The organism is Achromobacter sp. Marseille-Q4962, assembly GCF_943737005.1.
Classification (GTDB): domain Bacteria; phylum Pseudomonadota; class Gammaproteobacteria; order Burkholderiales; family Burkholderiaceae_B; genus Achromobacter.
The window spans coordinates 115,341-136,066 of sequence record NZ_CALSFU010000016.1; the positions used below are offsets into that span (position 1 = coordinate 115,341).

The 20,726-nt window shown below is 68.1% G+C and carries 20 protein-coding genes; 7 read left to right on the forward strand and 13 right to left on the reverse strand.

The annotated features are described in order from the left end of the window. Positions 1 to 34: 34 nt before the first annotated feature. Positions 35 to 709 (forward strand): epoxyqueuosine reductase QueH, encoded by a 675-nt coding sequence (locus NGJ44_RS15665; protein ID WP_053246781.1) that lies wholly within the window; start codon positions 35 to 37, stop codon positions 707 to 709. Positions 710 to 754: 45 nt separating this feature from the next. Here the strand turns inward: NGJ44_RS15665 and NGJ44_RS15670 are convergent, their stop codons facing one another. The 10 genes from NGJ44_RS15670 to NGJ44_RS15715 all read right to left on the reverse strand — a co-directional run bounded on the left by NGJ44_RS15670 (position 755) and on the right by NGJ44_RS15715 (position 9,962). Further along, positions 755 to 1,714 (reverse strand): AraC-like ligand-binding domain-containing protein, encoded by a 960-nt coding sequence (locus tag NGJ44_RS15670; RefSeq protein WP_251864502.1) that lies wholly within the window; start codon positions 1,712 to 1,714, stop codon positions 755 to 757. Between the two features lie 181 nt (positions 1,715 to 1,895). Continuing rightward, positions 1,896 to 2,405, reverse strand: coding sequence for a c-type cytochrome (locus NGJ44_RS15675; RefSeq protein WP_251864503.1), 510 nt, complete (start codon positions 2,403 to 2,405; stop codon positions 1,896 to 1,898). Then, complete coding sequence (locus tag NGJ44_RS15680; protein WP_251864504.1) at positions 2,402 to 2,923, reverse strand: methylamine dehydrogenase light chain; 522 nt, start codon at positions 2,921 to 2,923, stop codon at positions 2,402 to 2,404. Before NGJ44_RS15680 ends, NGJ44_RS15675 begins: the two co-directional genes overlap by 4 nt. After that, positions 2,907 to 3,545, reverse strand: a complete 639-nt coding sequence (gene mauD / locus NGJ44_RS15685; protein WP_251864505.1) for a methylamine dehydrogenase accessory protein MauD — start codon at positions 3,543 to 3,545, stop codon at positions 2,907 to 2,909. The genes NGJ44_RS15680 and mauD overlap by 17 nt, the downstream gene beginning before the upstream one ends. 11 nt (positions 3,546 to 3,556) lie before the next feature. Further along, a complete protein-coding gene (locus NGJ44_RS15690) occupies positions 3,557 to 4,087 on the reverse strand; it encodes a MauE/DoxX family redox-associated membrane protein (protein WP_251864506.1) in 531 nt (176 codons plus the stop codon). Then, a complete protein-coding gene (locus NGJ44_RS15695; RefSeq protein ID WP_251864507.1) occupies positions 4,084 to 5,271 on the reverse strand; it encodes an amine dehydrogenase large subunit in 1,188 nt (395 codons plus the stop codon). The genes NGJ44_RS15690 and NGJ44_RS15695 overlap by 4 nt, the downstream gene beginning before the upstream one ends. A gap of 38 nt (positions 5,272 to 5,309) precedes the next feature. Continuing rightward, entirely contained in the window at positions 5,310 to 6,191 is an 882-nt protein-coding gene (locus tag NGJ44_RS15700; RefSeq protein WP_251864508.1) for a transporter, read from the reverse strand. Positions 6,192 to 6,297: 106 nt separating this feature from the next. Beyond that, a complete protein-coding gene (locus NGJ44_RS15705) occupies positions 6,298 to 7,794 on the reverse strand; it encodes an aldehyde dehydrogenase family protein (RefSeq protein WP_251864509.1) in 1,497 nt (498 codons plus the stop codon). Positions 7,795 to 7,961: 167 nt separating this feature from the next. Then, positions 7,962 to 8,951 carry a quinone oxidoreductase family protein gene (locus NGJ44_RS15710; protein ID WP_251864510.1) on the reverse strand — a complete coding sequence of 330 codons (990 nt, stop codon included), beginning with the start codon at positions 8,949 to 8,951 and terminating at the stop codon, positions 7,962 to 7,964. A 48-nt stretch (positions 8,952 to 8,999) separates the two neighbouring features. Continuing rightward, on the reverse strand, positions 9,000 to 9,962 hold the full coding sequence (locus NGJ44_RS15715) for a DMT family transporter (protein WP_053246702.1): 963 nt from the start codon (positions 9,960 to 9,962) through the stop codon (positions 9,000 to 9,002). Positions 9,963 to 10,022: 60 nt separating this feature from the next. On the opposite strand from NGJ44_RS15715, the gene NGJ44_RS15720 reads away from it, so the two are divergent. The 5 genes from NGJ44_RS15720 to NGJ44_RS15740 all read left to right on the forward strand — a co-directional run bounded on the left by NGJ44_RS15720 (position 10,023) and on the right by NGJ44_RS15740 (position 15,826). Continuing rightward, on the forward strand, positions 10,023 to 10,907 hold the full coding sequence (locus tag NGJ44_RS15720) for a DMT family transporter (RefSeq protein WP_053246704.1): 885 nt from the start codon (positions 10,023 to 10,025) through the stop codon (positions 10,905 to 10,907). A 32-nt stretch (positions 10,908 to 10,939) separates the two neighbouring features. Next, positions 10,940 to 11,431, forward strand: coding sequence for a MarR family winged helix-turn-helix transcriptional regulator (locus tag NGJ44_RS15725; RefSeq protein ID WP_251864511.1), 492 nt, complete (start codon positions 10,940 to 10,942; stop codon positions 11,429 to 11,431). Between the two features lie 126 nt (positions 11,432 to 11,557). After that, complete coding sequence (locus NGJ44_RS15730) at positions 11,558 to 12,967, forward strand: efflux transporter outer membrane subunit (protein ID WP_251864512.1); 1,410 nt, start codon at positions 11,558 to 11,560, stop codon at positions 12,965 to 12,967. A 20-nt stretch (positions 12,968 to 12,987) separates the two neighbouring features. Continuing rightward, positions 12,988 to 14,211: an HlyD family secretion protein gene (locus NGJ44_RS15735; RefSeq protein WP_251864513.1), complete on the forward strand. Its 1,224-nt coding sequence runs from the start codon at positions 12,988 to 12,990 to the stop codon at positions 14,209 to 14,211. Between the two features lie 10 nt (positions 14,212 to 14,221). Continuing rightward, positions 14,222 to 15,826 carry a DHA2 family efflux MFS transporter permease subunit gene (locus NGJ44_RS15740; RefSeq protein ID WP_251864514.1) on the forward strand — a complete coding sequence of 535 codons (1,605 nt, stop codon included), beginning with the start codon at positions 14,222 to 14,224 and terminating at the stop codon, positions 15,824 to 15,826. Between the two features lie 78 nt (positions 15,827 to 15,904). On the opposite strand, the gene NGJ44_RS15745 is transcribed toward NGJ44_RS15740, so the two are convergent. The 3 genes from NGJ44_RS15745 to NGJ44_RS15755 form a co-directional block, all read right to left on the reverse strand. Next, a complete protein-coding gene (locus NGJ44_RS15745) occupies positions 15,905 to 16,861 on the reverse strand; it encodes a WaaZ-like lipopolysaccharide core biosynthesis protein (protein ID WP_251864515.1) in 957 nt (318 codons plus the stop codon). A gap of 39 nt (positions 16,862 to 16,900) precedes the next feature. After that, on the reverse strand, positions 16,901 to 17,968 hold the full coding sequence (locus NGJ44_RS15750) for a tartrate dehydrogenase (RefSeq protein WP_251864516.1): 1,068 nt from the start codon (positions 17,966 to 17,968) through the stop codon (positions 16,901 to 16,903). A gap of 305 nt (positions 17,969 to 18,273) precedes the next feature. Further along, positions 18,274 to 19,776 (reverse strand): helicase HerA-like C-terminal domain-containing protein, encoded by a 1,503-nt coding sequence (locus NGJ44_RS15755; protein WP_251864517.1) that lies wholly within the window; start codon positions 19,774 to 19,776, stop codon positions 18,274 to 18,276. A gap of 154 nt (positions 19,777 to 19,930) precedes the next feature. On the opposite strand from NGJ44_RS15755, the gene NGJ44_RS15760 reads away from it, so the two are divergent. Further along, complete coding sequence (locus NGJ44_RS15760) at positions 19,931 to 20,665, forward strand: YebC/PmpR family DNA-binding transcriptional regulator (RefSeq protein ID WP_053244003.1); 735 nt, start codon at positions 19,931 to 19,933, stop codon at positions 20,663 to 20,665. The last annotated feature ends 61 nt before the right edge of the window (positions 20,666 to 20,726 follow it).

Consider the following 20,726-nt stretch of genomic DNA (forward strand, 5'->3'; position numbering starts at 1 on the left):
ATAAGGATTTTTACGCTTTGCCCCAGAGTCAGCCATGTCCGAACTCGTGCGCCCCAAACTCGAATTGCCCGCCGGCCGCCGCAAGGTGCTGCTGCACTCGTGCTGCGCGCCCTGTTCCGGCGAGGTCATGGAGGCCATGACCGCTTCCGGCATCGACTACGCCATCTACTTCTACAACCCGAACATCCATCCGGTCAAAGAGTACGAAATCCGCAAGCAGGAGAACATCCGCTTCGCGCAGCAGCACGGCATCGAGTTCATCGATGCCGACTACGACATGGACAACTGGTTCGAGCGGGTCAAGGGACTGGAAAACGAACCCGAACGCGGCGAGCGCTGCACGGTCTGCTTCGACATGCGCTTCGAGCGCACCGCCCTGTATGCGCACGAACACGGCTTCGACACCATCACCAGCTCGCTGGGCATTTCGCGCTGGAAGGACATGAACCAGATCAACGGCTGCGGCGAACGCGCCGCCGCCCGCTATGACGACCTGGTCTACTGGACCTACAACTGGCGCAAGGGCGGCGGTTCGCAGCGCATGATCGAGATCTCCAAGCGCGAGAACTTCTACCAGCAGGAATACTGCGGCTGCGTGTACTCGCTGCGCGACACCAACCGCCACCGCCGCGCCCAGGGCCGCGACCGCATCCACATCGGCGTGAAGTTCTACGGCAAGGAAGGTCTGGTCAGCGAGGAAAATCTGTAAAGACCTGACCAGGCGCGGCCGGCCAGGCGCGGCCGGCCAGGCCAGCTATCGCCCCTGCCCCTGCCGCCGGCACTCCGAAGGCGTGAGCCCGTAGCGCGCGCGAAACGCGTGGCTGAACCGCGCCGCGTCGGAAAATCCATGGCGGTAGGCGATGTCGCCGATCTGGCGGCCCGCCTGGGCTGCGTCGCACAACACTTCGCGGCAGCGCTCGAGGCGCGCGCTCAGGATGAAATCGGCCGGCGTGGTCGAGGCCAGCGCGAACAGGTTGTAGAGGTAGCGGCGGGACACGCGGAACGCCGCCGCGACCTTCGCGGGCGACAGCAAGGGGTCATGCAGGTTGTCCAGGATGTACTGCTGCGCGCGCCGTAACTGCGCCTGCCGCAGCTCCGCCTGGCCCAGGCCGGACGCTCTGCCGGTCTGCTCGCTGATATCCAGCCCCATCATCTGCAGCACCGCGTTGGCGGCGTCGCGCGCCGCGCTGTCCGACAGGTTGGCATGCTCGCTCAGCGCCACGCGCAGCAGGTCCATCGCCATGCGCCCGCAGCCGTGGCGGGCGCTGAAACGCCGCGCGACCGCATGCTGCACGCTGGGCTGCCAGGCCTCCAGCTGCTTGCCCGGCACCTGCATGACGAGAAAGTGCGCGTCGTCGTCCACGTCTACCTCGTAGGGCCGCGCGGTGTCGTAGATGCCCCATTCGCCCGGATTCAGCAGCGCGCTGCGCGCGGCCTGGCGGATCTCGCTGCGGCCGGCGAGCTGCAGCGTGACTTTGTAGCCCGGCGCTTCCGCGCGGTCGGCCAGCGCGCGCGTGCGGCGCACGCACTGGGCGCTCGTGTGCAGCTCGCTGACCTGCATCCAGCCCAGTGCGCCCACCGCCACACTGCTGCGAAAGCGCGACGGATACACCGCGGACACGTCCAGCGGGACGAAGGTGCTGCTGATGCTTTCCTTCCAGCTCGCGCAATCGCGGAATTCCGTGCGCGCGCCGTGCAAAAGGAAGTGGGACATGGCGACTCCGGCGGCCCCAGACGGCGCGCCTGCGTATGCGTGTTGCCGATGGCTGGGCAAGAACATTGTGCTGCCTCTTTCTAGCACCCGCCGTCCGGGCCGAGTATCCGTGACAACCCTACGAAACGGGTTCGCCGGGGACATCCATTCTCCCCGCCCGCGTTGCCGGGACGACATGGCTCTACGGCTTGCGATCGCTGCCGTAGGAATATGCCGAGGGCGTCAGCCCCTGCTGCGCCAGTGCGCGCGCCAGGGCGTGCCGAACCGGCACCACGTCGTCGTAGCGCCTGGGCCGCAGCGCCGCCACTTCGGCCTGCGTGTAGGGGCGGAAGTCCGCCGGCAGCTGGCGAGGACTGAACTCGCGCAGCAGCCAGTTCAGCACCGCGGCCAATTCCGCGTCGCTCAACTGCGATTGCGCGGCGCCCGGCACGCGGACCAGGTACTCGCGGCCCGCCGGCAGCGCCAGGAACATGCCCACCGAATCGCGGAAATCGGGAATGGCGTGGCGCGCGCTGCCGCGGCCGTCGACCCGGTGGCAGCCGGCGCACTGCAGTACGTAGTCCGCCCTCGCCGCTTCCCACAGGCGCTGCGCCTGCGCCGCGTCTGCCGCGCAGGCGAGCCCGGCCCAGGCCAGGCCGCACGCGGCGGCCCAGCCCCGCCATACCGGCAGGCGCGCGCGCCGTCCGTTCATGGCTTCGGCTTGGGTTTGGCCAGTCCCACGACGACGGAAGTCGTGCAGTGGAAAATGGACGATTCGTTGGACATGCACCAGTTCACGTCGTTGTGCAGGAACATCTGGTAGCCGGGCCGCTCGCGCTCGGCCGACGAGCACATGCACCGGCCGCAGGCGGTCTTGCCGCAGCAGTCGTTGTAGCTGATGAGATAGTCCTTGCCGTCCAGCGGATTGTGGCAGGTGCCCACCCACGACACGGCCGACGGCGACGTGCCCGGCGGGCATGACGTCATGGTGCCGCCGCAGCACGAGCACAGGAAGCCGTCCACCGCGCAGTAGCGCCAGTAATCGCAGGCAGTCTCGTCGGTCTGCGGCTTCTTGCCGCCGGCCGGCGCCGAACGCGCCACCGGCAGCACGGGCATGAGAAAGGCCGTGCCCACCAGCGCCTTGCCGATGCGGTTCAGGACGCTGCGACGCGAAGTCGATTGCGCTATCGAGCGCGCCGCGCGCTCTCCCAGATTATCCAGCCAGCGCATTGCCGTTCTCCTCGCGCGAAACGCGCATTTCGTCCATGGCGCCGCCCGCCAGGAAATCCTGCACCGAGGCCACGCCCAGCTCCTTCGCGGTGAACAGACTCTCGAGCTGTTCGCGCGAGTTGACCAGGCCCTTGGCGCGCAAGGCGCCCGTCTCGTCGATCAGCACCGCGTAGGGCAGTTTGCTGATCTGGAACTTCATGCCCAGCTCGGCCGACAGCACATAGGGAAAGCGCTCCAGCCCCGCCTGGCGGTAGAACGCCAGGTGCTCGGGCATCTCGCCGTCGCTGGCCAGCACGATGCGCAGCCAGCGGCTTTCGGTGCCGGCCACGGACTTCAGGATGGGCAGCAGCTTCTTGCACACCGGGCAGGTGGGCGAGAGAAAGAACAGCAGTTGGCTCTGCGCCCCGCCCGCGCCGATGGCCACGCGCCGGCCCTGCAGGTCCGGCAGTTCGAAACGCGGCGCGGGCTCGCCCACGGCCGGGCCCTTGTCCATGGTCAGCGCGCCCATCGGCGCGACACGCTCGTACAGCACGCCGATCTGCCTCGACAACGCGAGGATCGCCAGCACGAGGCAGAGGATCACGCCCCACAACAGGAAATTCGAGATAACCAAGGCTTCCATGGAAGACTCCTTCATAAATGCTGCAACTTGAAATGCGAGGCAATCAGGTGATTGGCGGTGTAGTACAGCCCCACCGCGCTCAGGGTCAGACCCGCCACGGCCGCGGCGTCGGCGCCCTGCAGCGCGCGGGCCGCGCCGTGCGTCAGGGCCGGCAGCGCCCAGCACGCCAGCACCGCGTTGCGCGCGACCAGCCACCATGACAAGCCCATGCCGTGCGAAGCCGGGCCGCCGCAGCCGCAATCGATGTCGCGGCGCCCCCGCAGCAGATTGACGGCCAGCGCCGCGGTGGCCACAGCCAGCACCGCCAGGGCCAGCCAGGCGGCGCCCGCCCGCGTGGAAGGCGCCAGCAGCAGCGCGCCGGCCAGCGTCTCGGCCAGCACGAAGGCGTATGCGAAAGGCCGGCCCGCCAAGGCGGGCAGGATGCCGTAGGCCGCGACCGCGGCCGCGTAGCGCTGCGGATCGCGCAGCTTCTCCACTGCGCCCAGCAGCAGCACGCAGGCCAGCGCCGCGCTCGCGGCATGGATCAGGACGGGGTCGATCATGGCTGGCCTTCCGCGGGTTGCGGCTCGACCTGCAGCGCGGTCTCGCCCGCGGCCTGGATGGTGCCCTTGAGCACCGGCGCGGCCGGTTCCGCGTCGTAGACGTTCACGTTGCCGCCGTCGATGGTATAGAGGCGCGGCTGAGTGTCCTGCGAGACCGACATGGACAGCGCGTTCCTGCCCGGCACCCGCGCCAGGCGCTTATGCGTGGCCAGGTCGTACACCCAGATCTCGGCCGCCGGCGTCTTGTGCGAGCCTTCCGCGCCGTTCGGGTGCATGCCGACGTACAGGCGCTTGTGCTGCCGGTTCACGGCCAGTACGTTGTAGCCGCCCGGCCGCCATCCCTGGTCCTTGCCGGACTTGTCAAGCAGCGACCACGGCTCGCCGAAGCGGACTTCCCGGCCGCTGAAATCCGCGCTGTAGACGTTTCCGTTGAACGACACGAAGTAGAACGTGTCGCCCAGGTTCTCCGTGTGGATGAAGATGGGGTCCTTCTCCACGTCGAACATGGGCTGGCTGCGCGCCTGGCCCGCCGGCTTGCCGTCGGGGCCCACATCCACGGTCAGCAGAGTGCCGTCGCCGCAGATGCTGGCGAAGCTGCGCGGCCGCGACGGCAGCACGATAACGCTCCAGCAGCCGGCCACCGCCGTGATCTCGTCGGCGAACTTGCGCGCCTTCAGGTCCACCACCGACACCGAGGTGGCGGGCGTGGCGTTCTGCACGAAAAGCAGTTCGCCGTCGGCGCTCTGGCGGAAGTAGTTGCGGTAATTCAGCGCCTGCGCGCGTTTGCCGGGTATGGCGATCTCGTACTTCGGCGTGAGGGTCTGCGCGTCCCATACCTCCACCACGTCGGTGCGCTTGCCGCGGTTGAGCCGCTCGTAGTAGGTGGTCATCACGAAGATGTCCTTGCCGTCGGCCGAGACGGTCATGTGCCCATTGAACGAGGTGGGCACCAGGCCGAGGAACTTCAGCGTGTCGCCGTCGTAGAGATTGACGCGGCTGTCCACCAGATGGTTGAAGGCCGCATCCATCACATACAGCCGGTGCGGCGTCGCTTCGGGCAGGCGGGCGCCTCCCTGCAGCCGCTCCACAGGCAGCTCGGCGCGCGCGGCGCCGGCCGCGGCGAGCGCCGCGCACAGCGCCCAGGCGGCCCGCCGCGCGCGTATCGTGGCACATTGCGCTTTCATCGGTATTCTCCTGGTCTCATTTCCCTTCCTCGCTCGAACTAGAACGCGTATACGTAGCGCATCTGCACGCCGCGCATGCGGGGCCCGTTCTCGACCTTCAGGTCGTGGATGTACTGCATCTGTATCTGGTTGGCGTCGTTGATCTGGTGCGTAAGCTCCAGCGCCAGCTGGTGATTGCGTCCGCGCGTCGTCACCGTTTCTCCGGAAACGGTTTCGCGCCCGCCCGTCTCGTAGCGGTAGCGGATGCCGCCGTATGTGCTGTCGGTGAAATTGGTCGACACCAGCGCGAACAGGCGCAGCGACGGGTCTTTTTTCAGGCGCTGCCCGTACCAGTCGGAATTGCGGCCGTAGATCTCAACCTCGGCGATCGCCTCCAGAAACGTGGATTTGCCCACGCCCTGCACGAACGCGAAGTCCTGGATGGTGGACCAGCGGTGCTTGCCCGGCGACACGTCGGGGCGCGAACCGTCGTAGCGCCCGACCGGCGCGACGACAAAGGGCTCCCACGCGAACCAGGTCCTGGTCTGCTCGTTGTTGTAGAGCCAGACCGCCGTGCCCAGCGTGACGTCGCCCACGCCGGACATGTGGTCCTCCGGCGTACCGGGCAGATCGAGCGAGGTGCGGTACATGGGCACGATGAATTCCAGCTGCACCGTTTTGCCGAGAAACTCGCGGTAGTGCATCTGCCGGTAGACCAGCGCGTTCACATCCACGGACGCGCCGTGCACGCGCTCGCCCTCCGCGTACAGTCCCGACGACCTCAACCCCGCCAGATAGCCGGCGACGATATTGGTGCCCACGGGCGCCGGTATCCAGTCTCGCGCGCTCGGATCGCCCGCCCAGGCGGGCCCGGCGGCGCCCATCCCGGCCGCCAGCAGCATTGCGCCTGCACCGGCCCGGCGATAGTTCCTGCCTGCCATGCTCTTCCCCTTGGTTGCCGCGCGCAGCGGACGCCGATATGGTCCCGGCTCTGTCCTTCCCGCCGCGCGCGAGGTCCGGCTGCGCCTCGCGGCGCGCCGCCGGGCCCTAGTAAGCGATGCAAACCGATTTCTTCTCCAGGTACATCTCGATCACGGCGCGGCCGTGCTCGCGGCCGATGCCGGACTGCTTGAATCCGCCGAACGGCATGTTGGGATCCAGCATGTTGTGCGTGTTGACCCAGACCGTGCCTGCGTCGATCCGCGGAATCAGGCGCTGCACGCGCGCCAGGTCGTTGCTCCATATGCTGGCGCCCAGGCCGAAATCGCTGTCGTTGGCCAGCCGCGCCGCTTCCTCCAGATCGTCGAAGGGCTGCGCCACCACCACCGGGCCGAAGATCTCCTCGCGCAGGATGCGCGCCGCGGGCGGCGCCTCGCTGAACACCGTGGGCCGCAGAAAATATCCCTCGCCGTCCACGGCCGTGCCGCCGGCCAGGACACGCGCGCCCTCGGCCTTGCCGATGCCGATGTAGTCCAGCACCCGGCGCTGGTGGCGGGCCGACACCAGCGGCCCGATTTGCGTCGCGGGGTCGAAGCCCGATCCGAGCGCGAGCCCCGCGGCCAGGTCAGCCAGGCCCTCGGTCACCTTGTCATACAGCGCCCGCTGCACGTAGAGCCGCGAGCCCGCCGTGCAGACCTGCCCCTGGTTGAAGAAGATGGCCGCCGCCGCCCCCTGCACCGCGCGGTCCGCGTCGCAGTCGTCCAGCACGATCACGGGCGACTTGCCGCCCAGCTCCAGCGAGACGCGCTTCATGCCGTCCATGGCGGCATGGCCGATGCGTTTGCCGACCTCGGTGGAGCCCGTGAACGCGATCTTGTCGATGCCGGGATGCGCGGCCAGCGCGGCGCCCGCGGTCTCGCCGCGCCCCGTCACCACGTTCACCACGCCGGGCGGAAAGCCCGCCTCCAGCGCCAGCTCGGCCAGGCGCAGCGCGGTCAGAGGCGTCTCCTCGGCGGGCTTGAGCACGACGGTGCAGCCCGCCGCCAGGGCCGGCGCGATCTTCCAGATCGCCATGAGCAGCGGGAAATTCCAGGGAATGATGGCCGCCACCACGCCCACGGGCTGGGGCAGCGTGTAGCCGCTGTATTTCACGCCCGGCGGGAAAGCGATGGACAGGCCCAGCGTCTCGCCCGTCAGCTTGGTCGCCCAGCCGGCCATGTAGCGCAGCCACTGCGCGCCCGCGCCCACTTCCAGCGCCCGGGCCACTGACAGCAGCTTGCCGTTGTTCAGCGTCTCCAGCCGCGCCAGCGCTTCGCCGTGGCGTTCGACCAGGTCCGCGAGCCTGAGCAACAGCCGCTCCCGGTCCGCGGGCAGCAGGTCCCGCCACGCCGGCGCATCGCAGGCGCGGCGGGCCGCCCGCACCGCCAGGTCCACCTGCGCGGGGCCGGCGTCGGGCTGGTGCGCGATGACCCGGCCCGTGGCCGGGTCATACACGGGAATGGGCGCGCCCTCTCCCTGGCGCACCGGCTCGCCGTCGATGAGCATGTGCTCGCGGATAGCATCCAGTTCAGGGCGGCCGGAAGAAGATACGGAAGGCGTGGACATGCCGTTGCGCTCCATCTGCTAGGGTGCAGGCAGGATAGCAACGGCGGGCACGGCCGCGCTTGTCGGCGCGTGCATGGGAATTTGTCATTCTGAGCACGGCGGGCGCCGTGCGGGGAGAATGCGGCCGGACGCCCCACGACGGGGCCCGGCCGCAGACGGGCGCGCCGTCAGTCCAGCATCAGCACGGTCGCGCCGGTGGTCTTACGGCCCGCCAACGCGGTCTGGGCCTGGCCGGCCTCGCCCAGCGGGTAGCGCTGGTCGATGCGCACCTTGATTTTCTTCTTGAGCACGAGGTCGAACAGCTCCTTGGAGGCGGCCTGGAGCTTCTCGGGGGTGTTCACGTGGATGCCCAGCGACGGACGCGTGACGTACAGGCTGCCCTTCTGGTTGAGTATGCCCAGGTTGACGCCGGTGACGGGCCCGGAGGCGTTGCCGAAGCTCACCATCAGTCCGCGCGGCTCGATGCAGTCGAGCGAGATTTCCCAGGTGTCCTTGCCCACGCCGTCGTACACCACGGGCACCTTCTTGCCGCCGGTCAGTTCGAGCACGCGCTCGACTACGTTCTCGCGCGAATAGTCGATGGTTTCCCACGCGCCGTTGGCGCGCGCGAGCGCGGCCTTTTCGGGGCTGGACACCGTGCCGATGAGCTTCACGCCCAGCGCCTTGGCCCATTGGCAGGCGATCAGGCCCACGCCGCCAGCGGCCGCGTGGAACAGGATGGTCTCGCCGCCCTGCAGGCGGTAGGTCTGGCGGAACAGGTACTGCACCGTCAGGCCCTTGAGCATGATGGCGGCGGCTTCGTCGAAGCCGATGCCCTTGGGCAGCTTGACGACCTGCGCGGCCGGCACGTTGCGCGCCTCGGCGTAGGCGCCGAGCGGGCTCTGGCCGTAGGCCACGCGGTCGCCCGCCTTGAGGTGGCGGACGTCGGCGCCCACCGCGGTGACCACGCCCGCCCCCTCGAAGCCCAGGCCGTGCGGCAGCGGATGGGGATACAAGCCCGTGCGGTAATAGATATCGATGAAGTTCAGCCCGGCCGCGTGCTGCCGGATCGTGACCTCGTTGGGTGCGGGCGGCGGCACTTCCACGTCCACGAGTTTCAGGACTTCGGGGCCGCCGTGCTGCTCGATACGGATTGCCTTGACGAGATTGCTGGCCATGCTGGCCTCCTTTCTTGGGTAATGAGTGCGAAACAACCGAAAACGGATTCAGCGCGCGGATGGCGCGCCGGACGGCTGGCGCGGGCCGCCCATCAACACGAAAACGCCGCCCAGCACGAGCACCGTGCCTGTTAATTGCCACATGGTGATGGGTTCGTCCAGGAACCAGGACGCCAGGAACAGCACCGATACCGGCCCCATCATGCCCAGCAGCGACGCCGTCGGCGCGCCGATGAGCGCCACCGCCCACATCAGCATGAACACCGGCGCCACCGTGTTCAGCGTGGCGTGTATGACCGAGTAGCCGTACACGCCCGCGGGTTGGATCAGCACCGAGGCCGGGTGCACCACGAAGAACTGCACGATACATGCCACGCAGGACACCAGCATGGCGTAGGCCACCAGGCGCGTGGCCCCGATGCGCTTGATGAGCTCGCCCGAGCAGATGAGATACACAGAATAGCTGAGCGCCGAACCGAAAACGAACAAAGACCCCACCAGCACCTCGGCGCCGCCGCCGAACGACAGGTCGTGCGCGAACACCAGCACCACCCCCGCATACGACAGCAGCATGGCCATCCATTGCCGGCGCTCCACGGGGCGCTTGAACCAGGCGGCGGAGATCAGCACCACCAGGGACGGCGAGAGGAACAGGATCAGGCGCTCCAGGCTGGCGGTGACATAGCGCAGCCCGAGGAAATCGAGGAAGCTCGACAGGTAATAACCCATGAGGCCCAGCACGCACACCTGCAGGCGTTCCTTGGGGGTCATGGTGACGATCTCGCCCCGCGCGGCCCGGCGCGATTGATGCCAGGCCACGGCGGCGAAGAAAGGCATGGCGAACAGCATGCGAAAAGCGATCAGCGTCACGGCGTCGATGCCGTAGCGGTAGGTGAACTTGACGATGATGGCCTTGGCCGAGAACAGGATGGCGCCCAGAGCCGCCAGCAGGAATCCGGCCGCGCGGTTGGAAAGACGTGAGACCGGAAGAAAACTGGCTTGGCGATTCATGCGATGATTTTAGATTCAGTGCAAAGTGAATTGCACACTTCCCCCGGTTTTTTCTCCTTCATGACTCGACAACGCGCCCTCACGCAAATCCACATCGCTGCCGTGCTCTTCGGGCTCACCGGCGTCTTCGGCGAACTGATCCAGGCGGGAGCCGCCGTCATCACGCTGGGCCGGGCCTGCTTTGCCGTCGTCGCGCTGGGCCTTTTCGCGCGGCTGCGCAGAAAGCCGCTGCTGGGCACGCTCACGCCCGCCCAGCTCTTCGTGCTGGTGCTGGCCGGCGCGCTGCTGGCGGCACACTGGGTCACCTTCTTCATCTCGGTCAAGGTGGGCGGCATCGCCATCGCCACGCTGGGCTTTGCCAGCTTCCCGGCCTTCATCACCCTTTTCGAGGGGCTGGTTTTCCGCGAGCGCGTGCGCCTGGCGGAATGGCTGCTGCTGGCCCTGGTGACAGCGGGGCTGGTGCTGGTGACGCCGTCTTTCGACCTGGCCGACAAAGGCACCATCGGACTGGCCTGGGGCCTGCTGTCCGGCCTGACCTTCGCGCTGCTGGCCATCTCCAACCGGCGCTCGGCCTCCGGCATGGACCCGATGCAGGTGGCCTGCTGGCAGAACCTGGTGGTCGCCCTGGTCATGCTGCCTTTCGCCACGTCCCAGTTGCCGCAGGCCCAGGCGCTCGACTGGCTCTGGCTCGCCCTGCTGGGCATTTTCTGCACCGGTCTTTCCCACTATCTCTTCGTCTCCAGCCTCACCCGGCTGAATGCGCGCAGCGCCGGGCTGGTCATCGCGCTGGAGCCGGTCTACGCCATTGCGTTCGCCTGGGCGCTTTTCAGCCAGCAGCCCACGGTGCGCATGATGGCGGGCGCCGCCCTCATCATCGCGGCCATCGTCTGGTCGGGCCTGCGCAAAAGCCCGCCGCCAGCGCCCCAGGCCGGCGCATCGCCTTGACAATATCTGCCTAGGCAGCTAAATTGCCGGGCATGAATCCCCCGCCTTCCCCGTCCTCGCCCGCCCCTTACCGCGTCGATGCACGCTGCGTCATGGAGGACAACCCGGGCTACATGATCAAACAGGTCTACCATTCCATGAACCGGATGCTGGACCAGCAGATGGCCCCGCTGGACCTCACCGCCTCGCAATGGCGGCCCATCGCCATGGTATCCATCGGGCGCGCCGACACGCCGGCCGAGCTCGCGCGCCTGAACGGCCTGGATACGGGCGCCATGACACGCACGCTCGACCGCCTCGAAGCCAAGGGGCTGCTGCGGCGCGTGCGGTGCCACGAAGACCGGCGCGTGGTGAAGATCGTACTGACCGACGAGGGCGAGGCCAAGGCGCGGCAGATCCCCGCCAACATCGCGCGCACGCTCAGCCTGCACTTGCGCGGCTTCACCGCCGACGAAGTCGCGCAGCTCATGCACTACCTGCGGCGCATGATCGCCAACGGGTCGGACGCCGGCCTGGCGCCCTAGGAGCCGTCGACACCGCCGCAAGTCCCCACGGCCCTGGCCGCAAGGGCTGCGCGTAGCGGCCCCATTTGGCATAATGCCTGCCTAGGCAAATACAGATCAATCAACCATATTCAGCATACCGTCAGGATGAAACGCCTTTTTTCTACCGCATTGGTGCTCGCTCTGAGCGGTTGCGCATTGATGGAGCCCGGCCCCGCCCCCGTGGAAAAGCTGGACGCCGCCCGCCTGGGCCTGGCCCGGCAGGACACGCAATGGCCGCAGGACCGCTGGTGGCAGCGCTATGGCGACGCCCAGCTCGACGCCTTGATGGACGAGGCGCTGGCCAGCAATCCGTCGATGAGCGCGGCACGGGCGCGGCTGGCGCAGGCGAACGCCGCCGTCAGTTCCGCGCGCGCCCCGCTCTTTCCGCGGGTGGACGCCGATTACCAGCTCACCCGCGAGCATCTGTCCAAGAACTACATCTACCCCGCGCCGCTGGGCGGCTCGGTGGTGAGCGACAACCGGCTGGCGCTGGATTTCAGCTACGAGCTGGATTTCTGGGGCAAGAACCGCTCGCTGCTGCAGGCGGCGGTGTCGCAGCAGCAGGCGGCGCAGGCCGACGCCCAGGCGGCGCGCAACGTGCTGGCCGGCGCCGTGGTGCGCGCCTACCTCAATCTGCAGAACGCCTTTGCGCAGCGCGACGTGCTGGAGCGCATCCTGCGCCAGCGCGCCGACGTGCTGCAGCTCACGAAAGATCGCTACGCCGCGGGGCTGGACACGCAGGTCGAAGTCAAGCAGGCCGAGTCTTCCCTGGCCGCCGGCAAGGTGGAACTGACCCAGAACCAGACCACGATCGCCCAGCTGCGCAACCAGGTCGCGGCGCTGGCCGGCGCCGGCCCGCAGCGCGGACAGTCGCTGGCGCCCGTCAAGCTGACGGCGCCCGGCGGCATGCTGCCCGCCAGCGTGCCGCTGGACCTCCTGGGCCACCGCCCCGACGTGGTGGCGGCACGCTGGCGCGCCGAGGCCGCCGGCCACGCCATCGACAGCGCCAAGGCCGAGTTCTACCCCAACGTCAACCTGGCCGCGTTCGTGGGCTTCCAGGCCATGGGCACGGGCAACCTGCTCAAGGCGGGCAGCCGCATGGCCGGCGTCGGGCCGGCCGTGACGCTGCCGATCTTCCACGGCGGCGAACTCAACGCCAATCTGGCGGGCCGGCGCGCCGACGCGGACCTGGCCGTTTCCGACTACAACCAGACCGTGCTGGACGCCGTGCAACAGGTGGCGGACGCGCTGGACGGCCTGCGCCTGCTGGACCAGGAAAGAGCCCAGCAGCGCCAGGCCCGCGAGGCCATCGACGCCGCCTATGACCTGGCTGTGAGCCGCTACAAGGCGGGCATGGGCAACTATCTCTCCGTGCTGATCGCCCAGACCGGCGTGCTGACCCAGGCGCGCCTGGACACCGACCTGCGCATCCGCGCCTACCAGCTCGACGCCAGCCTGGCCACCGCCCTGGGCGGCGGCTATGCGACGGCGGACGCCACGCCTTCCACCCATTGACAGACCGGATTTCAGACGTCATGAACGCAGCCAAACCCGCTCCCAAGCCCGCCCGCAAACGCCTGCTGCTGATGGCGACGGGGGCCTTCGTCCTCGTCGCCGTCGCCTATGGCCTCTGGTGGGCGCTGGTGGGCTCGCATTTCGAGAGCACCGACGACGCCTACGTGCACGGCAACCTGGTGCAGATCACGCCGCAGGTGCCCGGCACCGTCGTGGCCATCGAAGCCGACGATACCGAGACGGTCCAGGCCGGCCAGCCCCTGCTGCGCCTGGACCCGGCCGACACGGAAATCGCGCTCCAGCAGGCCCAGGCCAAGCTGGCTCAGACCGTGCGCCAGGTGCGCACCTATTATGTGCAGAATGACGCGCTGGCCGCCGACGTGGCCCTGCGCGAGGCCGACATCCTGCGCGCGCAGGCCGAGCTGACGCGCGCGCAGAGCGACGCCGCGCGCCGCCAGCAGCTCGCCCGGTCGGGCGGCGTGAGCGGCGAGGAAATCCTGCACGCCCAGGCCGCGCTGAAGAGCGCACAATCCGGGCTGGCGCAGGCCAAGGCCGCCCTGGCCGCCGCGCGCGCCAAGCTCGCCACCAACGAGGCGCTGACGCGCGGCACCTCCGTCGAGAACCATCCCGACGTGCGCGAGGCCGCGGCTGGCCTGCGCAACGCCTGGCTGGCGAACTCGCGCACCGTACTGCCCGCTCCCGTCGCAGGCGTGGTGGCGCGCCGCAGCGCTCAGGTCGGGCAGCGCGTGGCGCCCGGCACGCCCCTCATGACGGTGGTGCCCCTGGACCAGGTCTGGGTCGAGGCGAACTTCAAGGAAGGCCAGTTGCGCAAGATGCGCGTCGGCCAGCCCGTCACCATGACGGCCGACCTGTACGGCAGCTCGGTCACCTACCACGGCACTGTGGCCGGCCTGGACGCCGGCACCGGCAGCGCCTTCGCCCTGTTGCCGGCCCAAAATGCCACGGGCAACTGGATCAAGGTGGTGCAGCGCGTGCCGGTGCGCATCGCGCTGGACCCCGAAGACCTGAAGAAGCACCCCTTGCGGGTGGGCCTGTCGATGGACGTCGAGGTGAATGTCGGCAAGGACGAAGGCGAGCCCCTGACCGCGGCTGGCCGCAAGGAGCCGGTATGGTCCACGCGCGCCTTCGAGCCGCCGCACGACGAAATCGACGCCCTGGTCAACAAGATCATCCAGGACAACCTGGCCACGGACGACACGGCGGTCGCCCGCGCCAACGGCTGAGGACATTTCCATGAGCACCAGCGCGCAGCCCGCGGCGGCTCCCAAGCCGCCCGCCCAGCCGCCCGGCACCTACCCGCCGCTGGAGGGCGCGACCCGCATCATCGGGTCGGTGGCGCTGTCCACGGCGGTCTTCATGAATGTGCTGGACACGTCGATCGCCAACGTGTCCATTCCCACTATCTCGGGCGACCTGGGCGTAAGCACCAGCCAGGGCACCTGGGTCATTACCTCCTTCGCCGTGGCCAACGCCATCACGGTGCCGCTGACGGGCTGGCTCACGCAACGCTTCGGGCAGGTGCGGCTGTTCCTGATGTCCACCTTGCTGTTCGTGCTGGCATCGTGGCTGTGCGGCTTCTCGCCCTCGCTGGAAGCCCTGATCGCATTCCGCGTGCTGCAGGGCGCGGTGGCCGGCCCCATGATCCCGCTCTCGCAGGCGCTGATGCTGGCGAGCTTTCCCAAGGCCAAGGCCGGCATGGCGCTCGCGGTGTGGTCGATGACCACGCTGGTCGCGCCGGTGGCCGGCCCCTTGCTGGGGGGCTGGATTTCCGACAATTACACCTGGCCGTGGATCTTCTACATCAACGTGCCGGTGGGCCTGCTGGCCGCCTGGATCAGCTGGCGCATCTACGGCGAGCGCGAATCCGTCACGCGCAAGCTGCCCATCGACAAAGTGGGCCTGGCGCTGTTGGTGGTCTGGGTGGGCGCGCTGCAGATCATGCTCGACAAGGGCAAGGAACTGGACTGGTTCGCCAGCCCCACCATCATCCTGCTGGCCTGCCTGGCTTTCGTGGCCTTCGTCTTCTTCCTGATATGGGAACTCACGGACGCGCATCCGGTGGTCGACCTGAGGCTTTTCAAGGAACGCAATTTCTCGGTGGGCGCCATCACGCTGGCCGTGGCCTATGGCGTGTTCTTCGGCAACGTAGTGCTGTTGCCGCTCTGGCTGCAGAGCAACATGGGCTATACCGCGACCTACGCCGGCCTGGTAACGGCTCCCGTGGGCTTCCTGGCCATCCTGCTCACGCCCATCGTCGGCAAGATGCTGGCCACGCGCGATCCGCGCCAGCTGGTTACGGTGGCCTTCATGATCTTCGCGCTGGTCTGCTTCATGCGCTCGGGCTTCAATACCCAGACCGACGTGCGCACGCTGATGGTCCCGACCATCATCCAGGGCGCGGCCATGGCGGCGTTTTTCGTGCCGCTCACTTCCATTACGCTTTCCGGCATCGAGCCCTGGCGCATCCCGGCCGCCTCGGGGCTGTCGAACTTCCTGCGCCTAACCGCGGGCGCGTTCGGCACCTCGATCTCCACCACGCTCTGGGAAAACCGCGCCACCCTGCACCATGCGCAGCTCACCGAGGCCGCGCGGCCGGGCCAGCAGGCGTTCGACCAGACGCTGCAGACACTGAACGGGCTGGGCATGTCGCATCACCAGGCGCTCAGCACCATCGACGGCCTCATCAATGCCCAGGCGTTCACGATGTCGGCGGTGGACGTGTTCTACGCCTCCGCGATCATTTTCCTGCTGCTCACCGGCCTGGTCTGGCTGGCCCGGCCCAAGTCGGCGCGCAGCGGCGGAGGCGGCGCGGCGGAAGCGGCCGCCGGGGCGCACTGAACGGGCTCCGCCGTTCCTCCCCCGCAAAAAGGGCATCCCCTCGGGGATGCCCTTTTTGCTTCGGGGCGCCAGCCCGCCTCAGTCCTTGAGGAAGGTCTGCCAGTCCAGCCTTTCCATGATGTCGCGCGGCAGCGCGCTGACGGGCGAGAGATTGAACACCGACACGCCGCGCGCACGCCACAGCTCCGACGCGAACCGGAACGAGGGCTCGATCAGGTTGGCGAACTTGCGGCCCAGCCGGCTGGTCTGCGGGTTTTTCTCTTCGTAGAAGCGCAGCCCGTTCTGGGTCGTCAGGTCGAGCCCGTGCACGTACGCCTTGCGCACGCCGTTGGACACCAGCACCTGCAGCGCCGCGTAGGCCACGGTGTCCGCATCGAAGATGCCCAGCGACACGTCGAAGCTGTAGCCCAGGCCGCGCTTGGCGTCCAGCAACTGCACGTCGGGCGTGGCCGCGGCCATGCGCTTGAGCACCGCCGGCGCGGCGGTGCGTTCGTAGGCGCGCGCGGAAATCAGCTCGATAATGCAGATGCGGCAGCGGATGTCTTCCTGCGGGATGCCCTGCATGATGTAGCGCAGCACTTCGGGCATCACGTACAGCGTCAGGTCGCGCGACACGATCTCCCGCACCAGGTCGATGCGGTTGCGCACGAAGTTCTGGTCGATGATGCAGTAGTACTTGAACGGCAGATCGAACTTGCGGGCCAGCGCGATCGCGCCGTTCACCCCCATGGCCACCTTGATGTCCATGCGGTCGTAGGGAATCTCGGCCACCGAGGGGCCGCTCAGGATGAGATGCACCTCCTGGTCGGCCGGATCGAACCCGGCCGACAGGGGAGTAATCGGAAACGAGCGGCCAAAGGCCTTGTAGGCGCTGATCGCGCCGGTGTGGTCGCGCCAGATGCGCACGAACGGCCACAGGTGCTGGTTGTGCCGCTGGGTGCGCGAACGCAACAAGCGGAACAGCTTGCGCACAAAACGGTCGGCCCGTCCCCCGCCCACGCGGACGGGAGGAGAGGAAATTACAGAATCGTCCATCTAAACCTAGCTTTCGCCAGCAAAACGCGCACTCGCTCGTCAGGCGGCGGCAACCCGCGCGGCAATGGCGTCGCCCACTTCGGCGGTCGACGCGCTGCCCTTCATGTCGCGCGTGCGGGGCCCTTCGGCCAGCACCGCTTCGATGGCCCGGACCACCGCCGCGCTGGCGTCGGGATAACCCAGGAAATCGAGCATGAGCGCCCCGCTCCAGATCTGGCCGATGGGATTGGCGATCCCCTTGCCGTAGATGTCGGGCGCCGAGCCATGCACGGGTTCGAACAAAGAAGGAAACTTGCGGTCCGGATTGAGGTTGGCCGACGGCGCGATGCCGATGGTGCCGGTGCATGCCGGCCCCAGATCCGACAGGATATCCCCGAACAGATTGGAAGCCACCACGACGTCGAACCAGTCGGGATGCTGCACGAAATGGGCGCAGAGAATATCGATGTGGTATTTGTCCCAGCGGACATCCGGATAGTTCCCCGCCATCTCGGCCACGCGCTCGTCCCACCACGGCATCGAAATCGAAATGCCGTTCGACTTGGTGGCGGCGGTGACGTGCTTGCCGCGCTTGCGGGCCAGTTCAAAGGCGAATTTCAGCACCCGGTCGGCGCCCACGCGCGTGAACACGCTTTCCTGGATGACCACTTCGCGCTCGGTGCCGGCGAACAGGCGCCCGCCGCTGTTGGAATACTCGCCCTCGGTATTCTCGCGGACGATGAAGAAGTCGATCTCGCCCGGCTGCCGGCCGGCCAGCGGCGACGGCACGCCCGGCATCAGGCGCACCGGCCGCAGGTTGATGTACTGGTCGAATTCGCGGCGGAACTTGAACAGCGACCCCCACAGGGCCTCGTGGTCGGGCACCGTCTCGGGCCAGCCGATGGCGCCGAAGAAAATGGCCTCGTGGCCGCCGATCTGCCGCTGCCAGTCGTCCGGCATCATCTTGCCGTGGCGCGCGTAGTAGTCGCAGCTCCAGTCGAAATGGTCCCACTGGAAATCGATGCCGAAACGGGCGGCCGCCGCATCGAGCACTTTCAGTCCCTCCGGCACGACTTCCTTGCCGATCCCGTCGCCGGGAATCACCGCGATCTTGTGCTTTGTTGCCACTGTGCTTCCTTTTTGTGTCATCGAAATCCCGCGCCCGGATGCGCCGTTCGCCGTCCGCGGCGCACGCGCCCCTGGCGGCTCGCCCTGGGCGGAGCCGACGGCAGCCGCAATGCGACCCGGTGCACGGGAATTTCCGTGGGAACCGTTCCCGCCGGCGGCCGGAAGCCGCCGCGATGCGGCGGACAGAACCTGGACGCGCCACATGCGGGGAACGTTTTGCTGTTATTTCGTCTTAGCCCTGGATGATAGGCATAAAGGTCCGCGACGGACACCCCTGTTTACAAATATGGCTGCTGCAGCGTGTTTCAGCGGCGCCGCGACCCCAGCAGCGAGCCCAGCACGCCGCGCACCAGCTCGCGCGCGATCGAGCGCGCCGTGCTCTTGGCCACGCTCTGGACCACGCCATCGCGCTTGCCGCCGCGCGGCCCCGTGGAACCGAACAGCACTTCGTTCAGGCCGTCCATGAAGCCCCCGCCTTGGGATTCGTCCCCCTGCGCAGGCTTGCCCGCCCCGGACTGGCCGGCCGGCGCCGAGGCCCGGCCGGCCAGCACCTCGTAGGCCGACTCGCGATCCACGGCCTGCTCGTACTTGGCCGCCAGCGGGCTGCCCTTGCGCAGCGCCTGCCGCTCGGCATCGGTCGCGGGGCCGATGCGGCTGGCGGGAGGCAGGATCCAGGCGCGCTGGGTGGGCACGGGGCGGCCCTTGGCGTCCAGGAAAGACACCAGCGCCTCGCCTACGCCCAGCTCGGTAATGGCGGCCTCGATGTCCAGCCCCGGATTAGGGCGCATGGTCTGGGCCGCGGTCTTGACGGCTTTCTGGTCGCGCGGCGTGAACGCGCGCAGCGCGTGCTGCACGCGGTTGCCCAGTTGCCCCAGGACCGTATCGGGAATGTCCAGCGGATTCTGCGTGACGAAATACACGCCCACTCCCTTGGAGCGCACCAGCCGCACCACCTGCTCGATCTTGGTCAGCAGCGCGGGCGGGGCGTCGTTGAACAGCAGGTGCGCCTCGTCGAAGAAGAAAACCAGCTTGGGCTGTTCCAGGTCGCCGACCTCGGGCAGCTTTTCATAGAGATCGGCCAGCAGCCACAGCAGGAAAATCGCATAGAGGCGCGGCGCCTGCATGAGCTTGTCGGCGGCCAGCACGTTGACCATGCCCCTGCCCTGCGCATCGGTGCGCATGAGATCCGCCACGTCGAGCATGGGCTCGCCCAGGAAACTGTCGGCGCCCTGGGATTCCAGGGCGAGCAGGGCGCGCTGGATCGCCCCCACGCTGGCGGCCGATACGTTGCCGTAGCGGGTCTTGAGCTCGGCGGCCCGGTCGGAGACGTTCTGCAGCATGGCGCGCAGGTCTTTGAGGTCCAGCAGAAGCTGGCCCTCGTCGTCGGCCACCCGGAACACCAGGGTGAGCACGCCTTCCTGGGTGTCGTTCAGTTCCAGGATGCGCGAGAGCAGCAGCGGGCCCATGTCACTGATGGTGGCGCGCACCGGCAGCCCCTGCTCGCCGAAGACGTCCCAGGGCGTCATGGGGCTGGCCGCCCAGGCCGGTTCGGACAGGCCCAGCGTGCGCAGGCGTTCAACCAGCTTGGGGCTGGCCGCGCCGGCCTGGGAAATGCCGGTCAGGTCGCCTTTCACGTCCGCCATGAACACGGGGGTGCCGATGCGGGAGAAGGCCTCGGCCATGACCTGCAGCGTGACCGTCTTGCCGGTGCCGGTCGCGCCGGTGATGCAGCCGTGGCGGTTGGCCAGCGCGGGAAGCAGCGCCAGATCGCCCTGGGCGTTCCTGGCAATGACGAGGGGATCGGGCATGTAGGACTCCAGCCGGAAAATCGGGACGTCCAAGTTTAGAGCCTGGAAACGGGCTTGTGTGCGTGGCGCGAAGGACACAGCGGCCCGGCGGCCGGACGCCGCGGCCATGGGCAGGCTAAAATGCCGCCTTTGAAGACCAATTTAGTGGGAAGCCATGGCCGGACACAGCAAATGGGCCAATATCCAGCACCGCAAAGGACGCCAAGATGCCAAGCGGGGCAAGCTCTGGACCAAGATCATTCGTGAAATCACCGTGGCGGCGCGCGCCGGCGGCCCCGACCCCGACAGCAACCCGCGCCTGCGCATGGCCTGGGACAAGGCCACCGACGCCAACATGCCCAAGGACAACATCCAGCGCGCGATCCAGCGCGGGGCGGGCGGCGCCGACGGCGACAACTACGAGGAAGTGCGCTATGAGGGCTACGGCATCGGCGGCGCGGCCGTCATCGTCGATTGCATGACCGACAACCGCACCCGCACCGTGGCCGAAGTCCGCCACGCGTTCTCCAAGAACGGCGGCAACCTCGGCCAGGAAGGCTCCGTGGCCTTCATGTTCAAGCACTGCGGCCAGTTCCTCTTCGCCCCCGGCACCTCCGAGGACAAGGTCATGGAAGCGGCCCTCGAAGCCGGCGCCGAAGACGTCGCCACCGACGAGGAAGGCGTCGTCGAGGTCATTTGCGCGCCGGCCGATTTCGCCGCCGTGCGCCAGGCCTTCGACGCCGCCGGCCTGAAGGCCGAGGTCGAGGGCATCATCATGAAGGCGCTGAACGAAACCGAGCTTTCCGGCGAAGATGCCGTCAAGATGCAAAAACTGCTCGACGCCCTGGAAAGCCTGGACGACGTGCAGGAAGTCTATACCAACGTTGTTTTCGACGAAGCGCAGCAGTAATCCCGCTGGCGGCCGCCGGGCGCCGCACGGCCCGGCGGCCGCAGCAGGCGGCGCCCGGCGC

What these genes read in the sequence shown, in the direction of transcription:
- NGJ44_RS15700 (WP_251864508.1), bottom strand. Translation starts at nt 6,191, where the DNA reads ATGGCAGGCAGGAACTATCGCCGGGCCGGTGCAGGCGCAATGCTGCTG.
- NGJ44_RS15710 (WP_251864510.1), bottom strand. Translation starts at nt 8,951, where the DNA reads ATGGCCAGCAATCTCGTCAAGGCAATCCGTATCGAGCAGCACGGCGGC.
- NGJ44_RS15665 (WP_053246781.1), top strand. Translation starts at nt 35, where the DNA reads ATGTCCGAACTCGTGCGCCCCAAACTCGAATTGCCCGCCGGCCGCCGC.
- NGJ44_RS15715 (WP_053246702.1), bottom strand. Translation starts at nt 9,962, where the DNA reads ATGAATCGCCAAGCCAGTTTTCTTCCGGTCTCACGTCTTTCCAACCGC.
- NGJ44_RS15680 (WP_251864504.1), bottom strand. Translation starts at nt 2,923, where the DNA reads ATGCGCTGGCTGGATAATCTGGGAGAGCGCGCGGCGCGCTCGATAGCG.
- NGJ44_RS15690 (WP_251864506.1), bottom strand. Translation starts at nt 4,087, where the DNA reads ATGATCGACCCCGTCCTGATCCATGCCGCGAGCGCGGCGCTGGCCTGC.
- NGJ44_RS15760 (WP_053244003.1), top strand. Translation starts at nt 19,931, where the DNA reads ATGGCCGGACACAGCAAATGGGCCAATATCCAGCACCGCAAAGGACGC.
- NGJ44_RS15740 (WP_251864514.1), top strand. Translation starts at nt 14,222, where the DNA reads ATGAGCACCAGCGCGCAGCCCGCGGCGGCTCCCAAGCCGCCCGCCCAG.
- NGJ44_RS15720 (WP_053246704.1), top strand. Translation starts at nt 10,023, where the DNA reads ATGACTCGACAACGCGCCCTCACGCAAATCCACATCGCTGCCGTGCTC.
- mauD (WP_251864505.1), bottom strand. Translation starts at nt 3,545, where the DNA reads ATGGAAGCCTTGGTTATCTCGAATTTCCTGTTGTGGGGCGTGATCCTC.
- NGJ44_RS15730 (WP_251864512.1), top strand. Translation starts at nt 11,558, where the DNA reads ATGAAACGCCTTTTTTCTACCGCATTGGTGCTCGCTCTGAGCGGTTGC.
- NGJ44_RS15745 (WP_251864515.1), bottom strand. Translation starts at nt 16,861, where the DNA reads ATGGACGATTCTGTAATTTCCTCTCCTCCCGTCCGCGTGGGCGGGGGA.
- NGJ44_RS15695 (WP_251864507.1), bottom strand. Translation starts at nt 5,271, where the DNA reads ATGAAAGCGCAATGTGCCACGATACGCGCGCGGCGGGCCGCCTGGGCG.
- NGJ44_RS15755 (WP_251864517.1), bottom strand. Translation starts at nt 19,776, where the DNA reads ATGCCCGATCCCCTCGTCATTGCCAGGAACGCCCAGGGCGATCTGGCG.
- NGJ44_RS15735 (WP_251864513.1), top strand. Translation starts at nt 12,988, where the DNA reads ATGAACGCAGCCAAACCCGCTCCCAAGCCCGCCCGCAAACGCCTGCTG.
- NGJ44_RS15675 (WP_251864503.1), bottom strand. Translation starts at nt 2,405, where the DNA reads ATGAACGGACGGCGCGCGCGCCTGCCGGTATGGCGGGGCTGGGCCGCC.
- NGJ44_RS15705 (WP_251864509.1), bottom strand. Translation starts at nt 7,794, where the DNA reads ATGTCCACGCCTTCCGTATCTTCTTCCGGCCGCCCTGAACTGGATGCT.
- NGJ44_RS15725 (WP_251864511.1), top strand. Translation starts at nt 10,940, where the DNA reads ATGAATCCCCCGCCTTCCCCGTCCTCGCCCGCCCCTTACCGCGTCGAT.
- NGJ44_RS15670 (WP_251864502.1), bottom strand. Translation starts at nt 1,714, where the DNA reads ATGTCCCACTTCCTTTTGCACGGCGCGCGCACGGAATTCCGCGATTGC.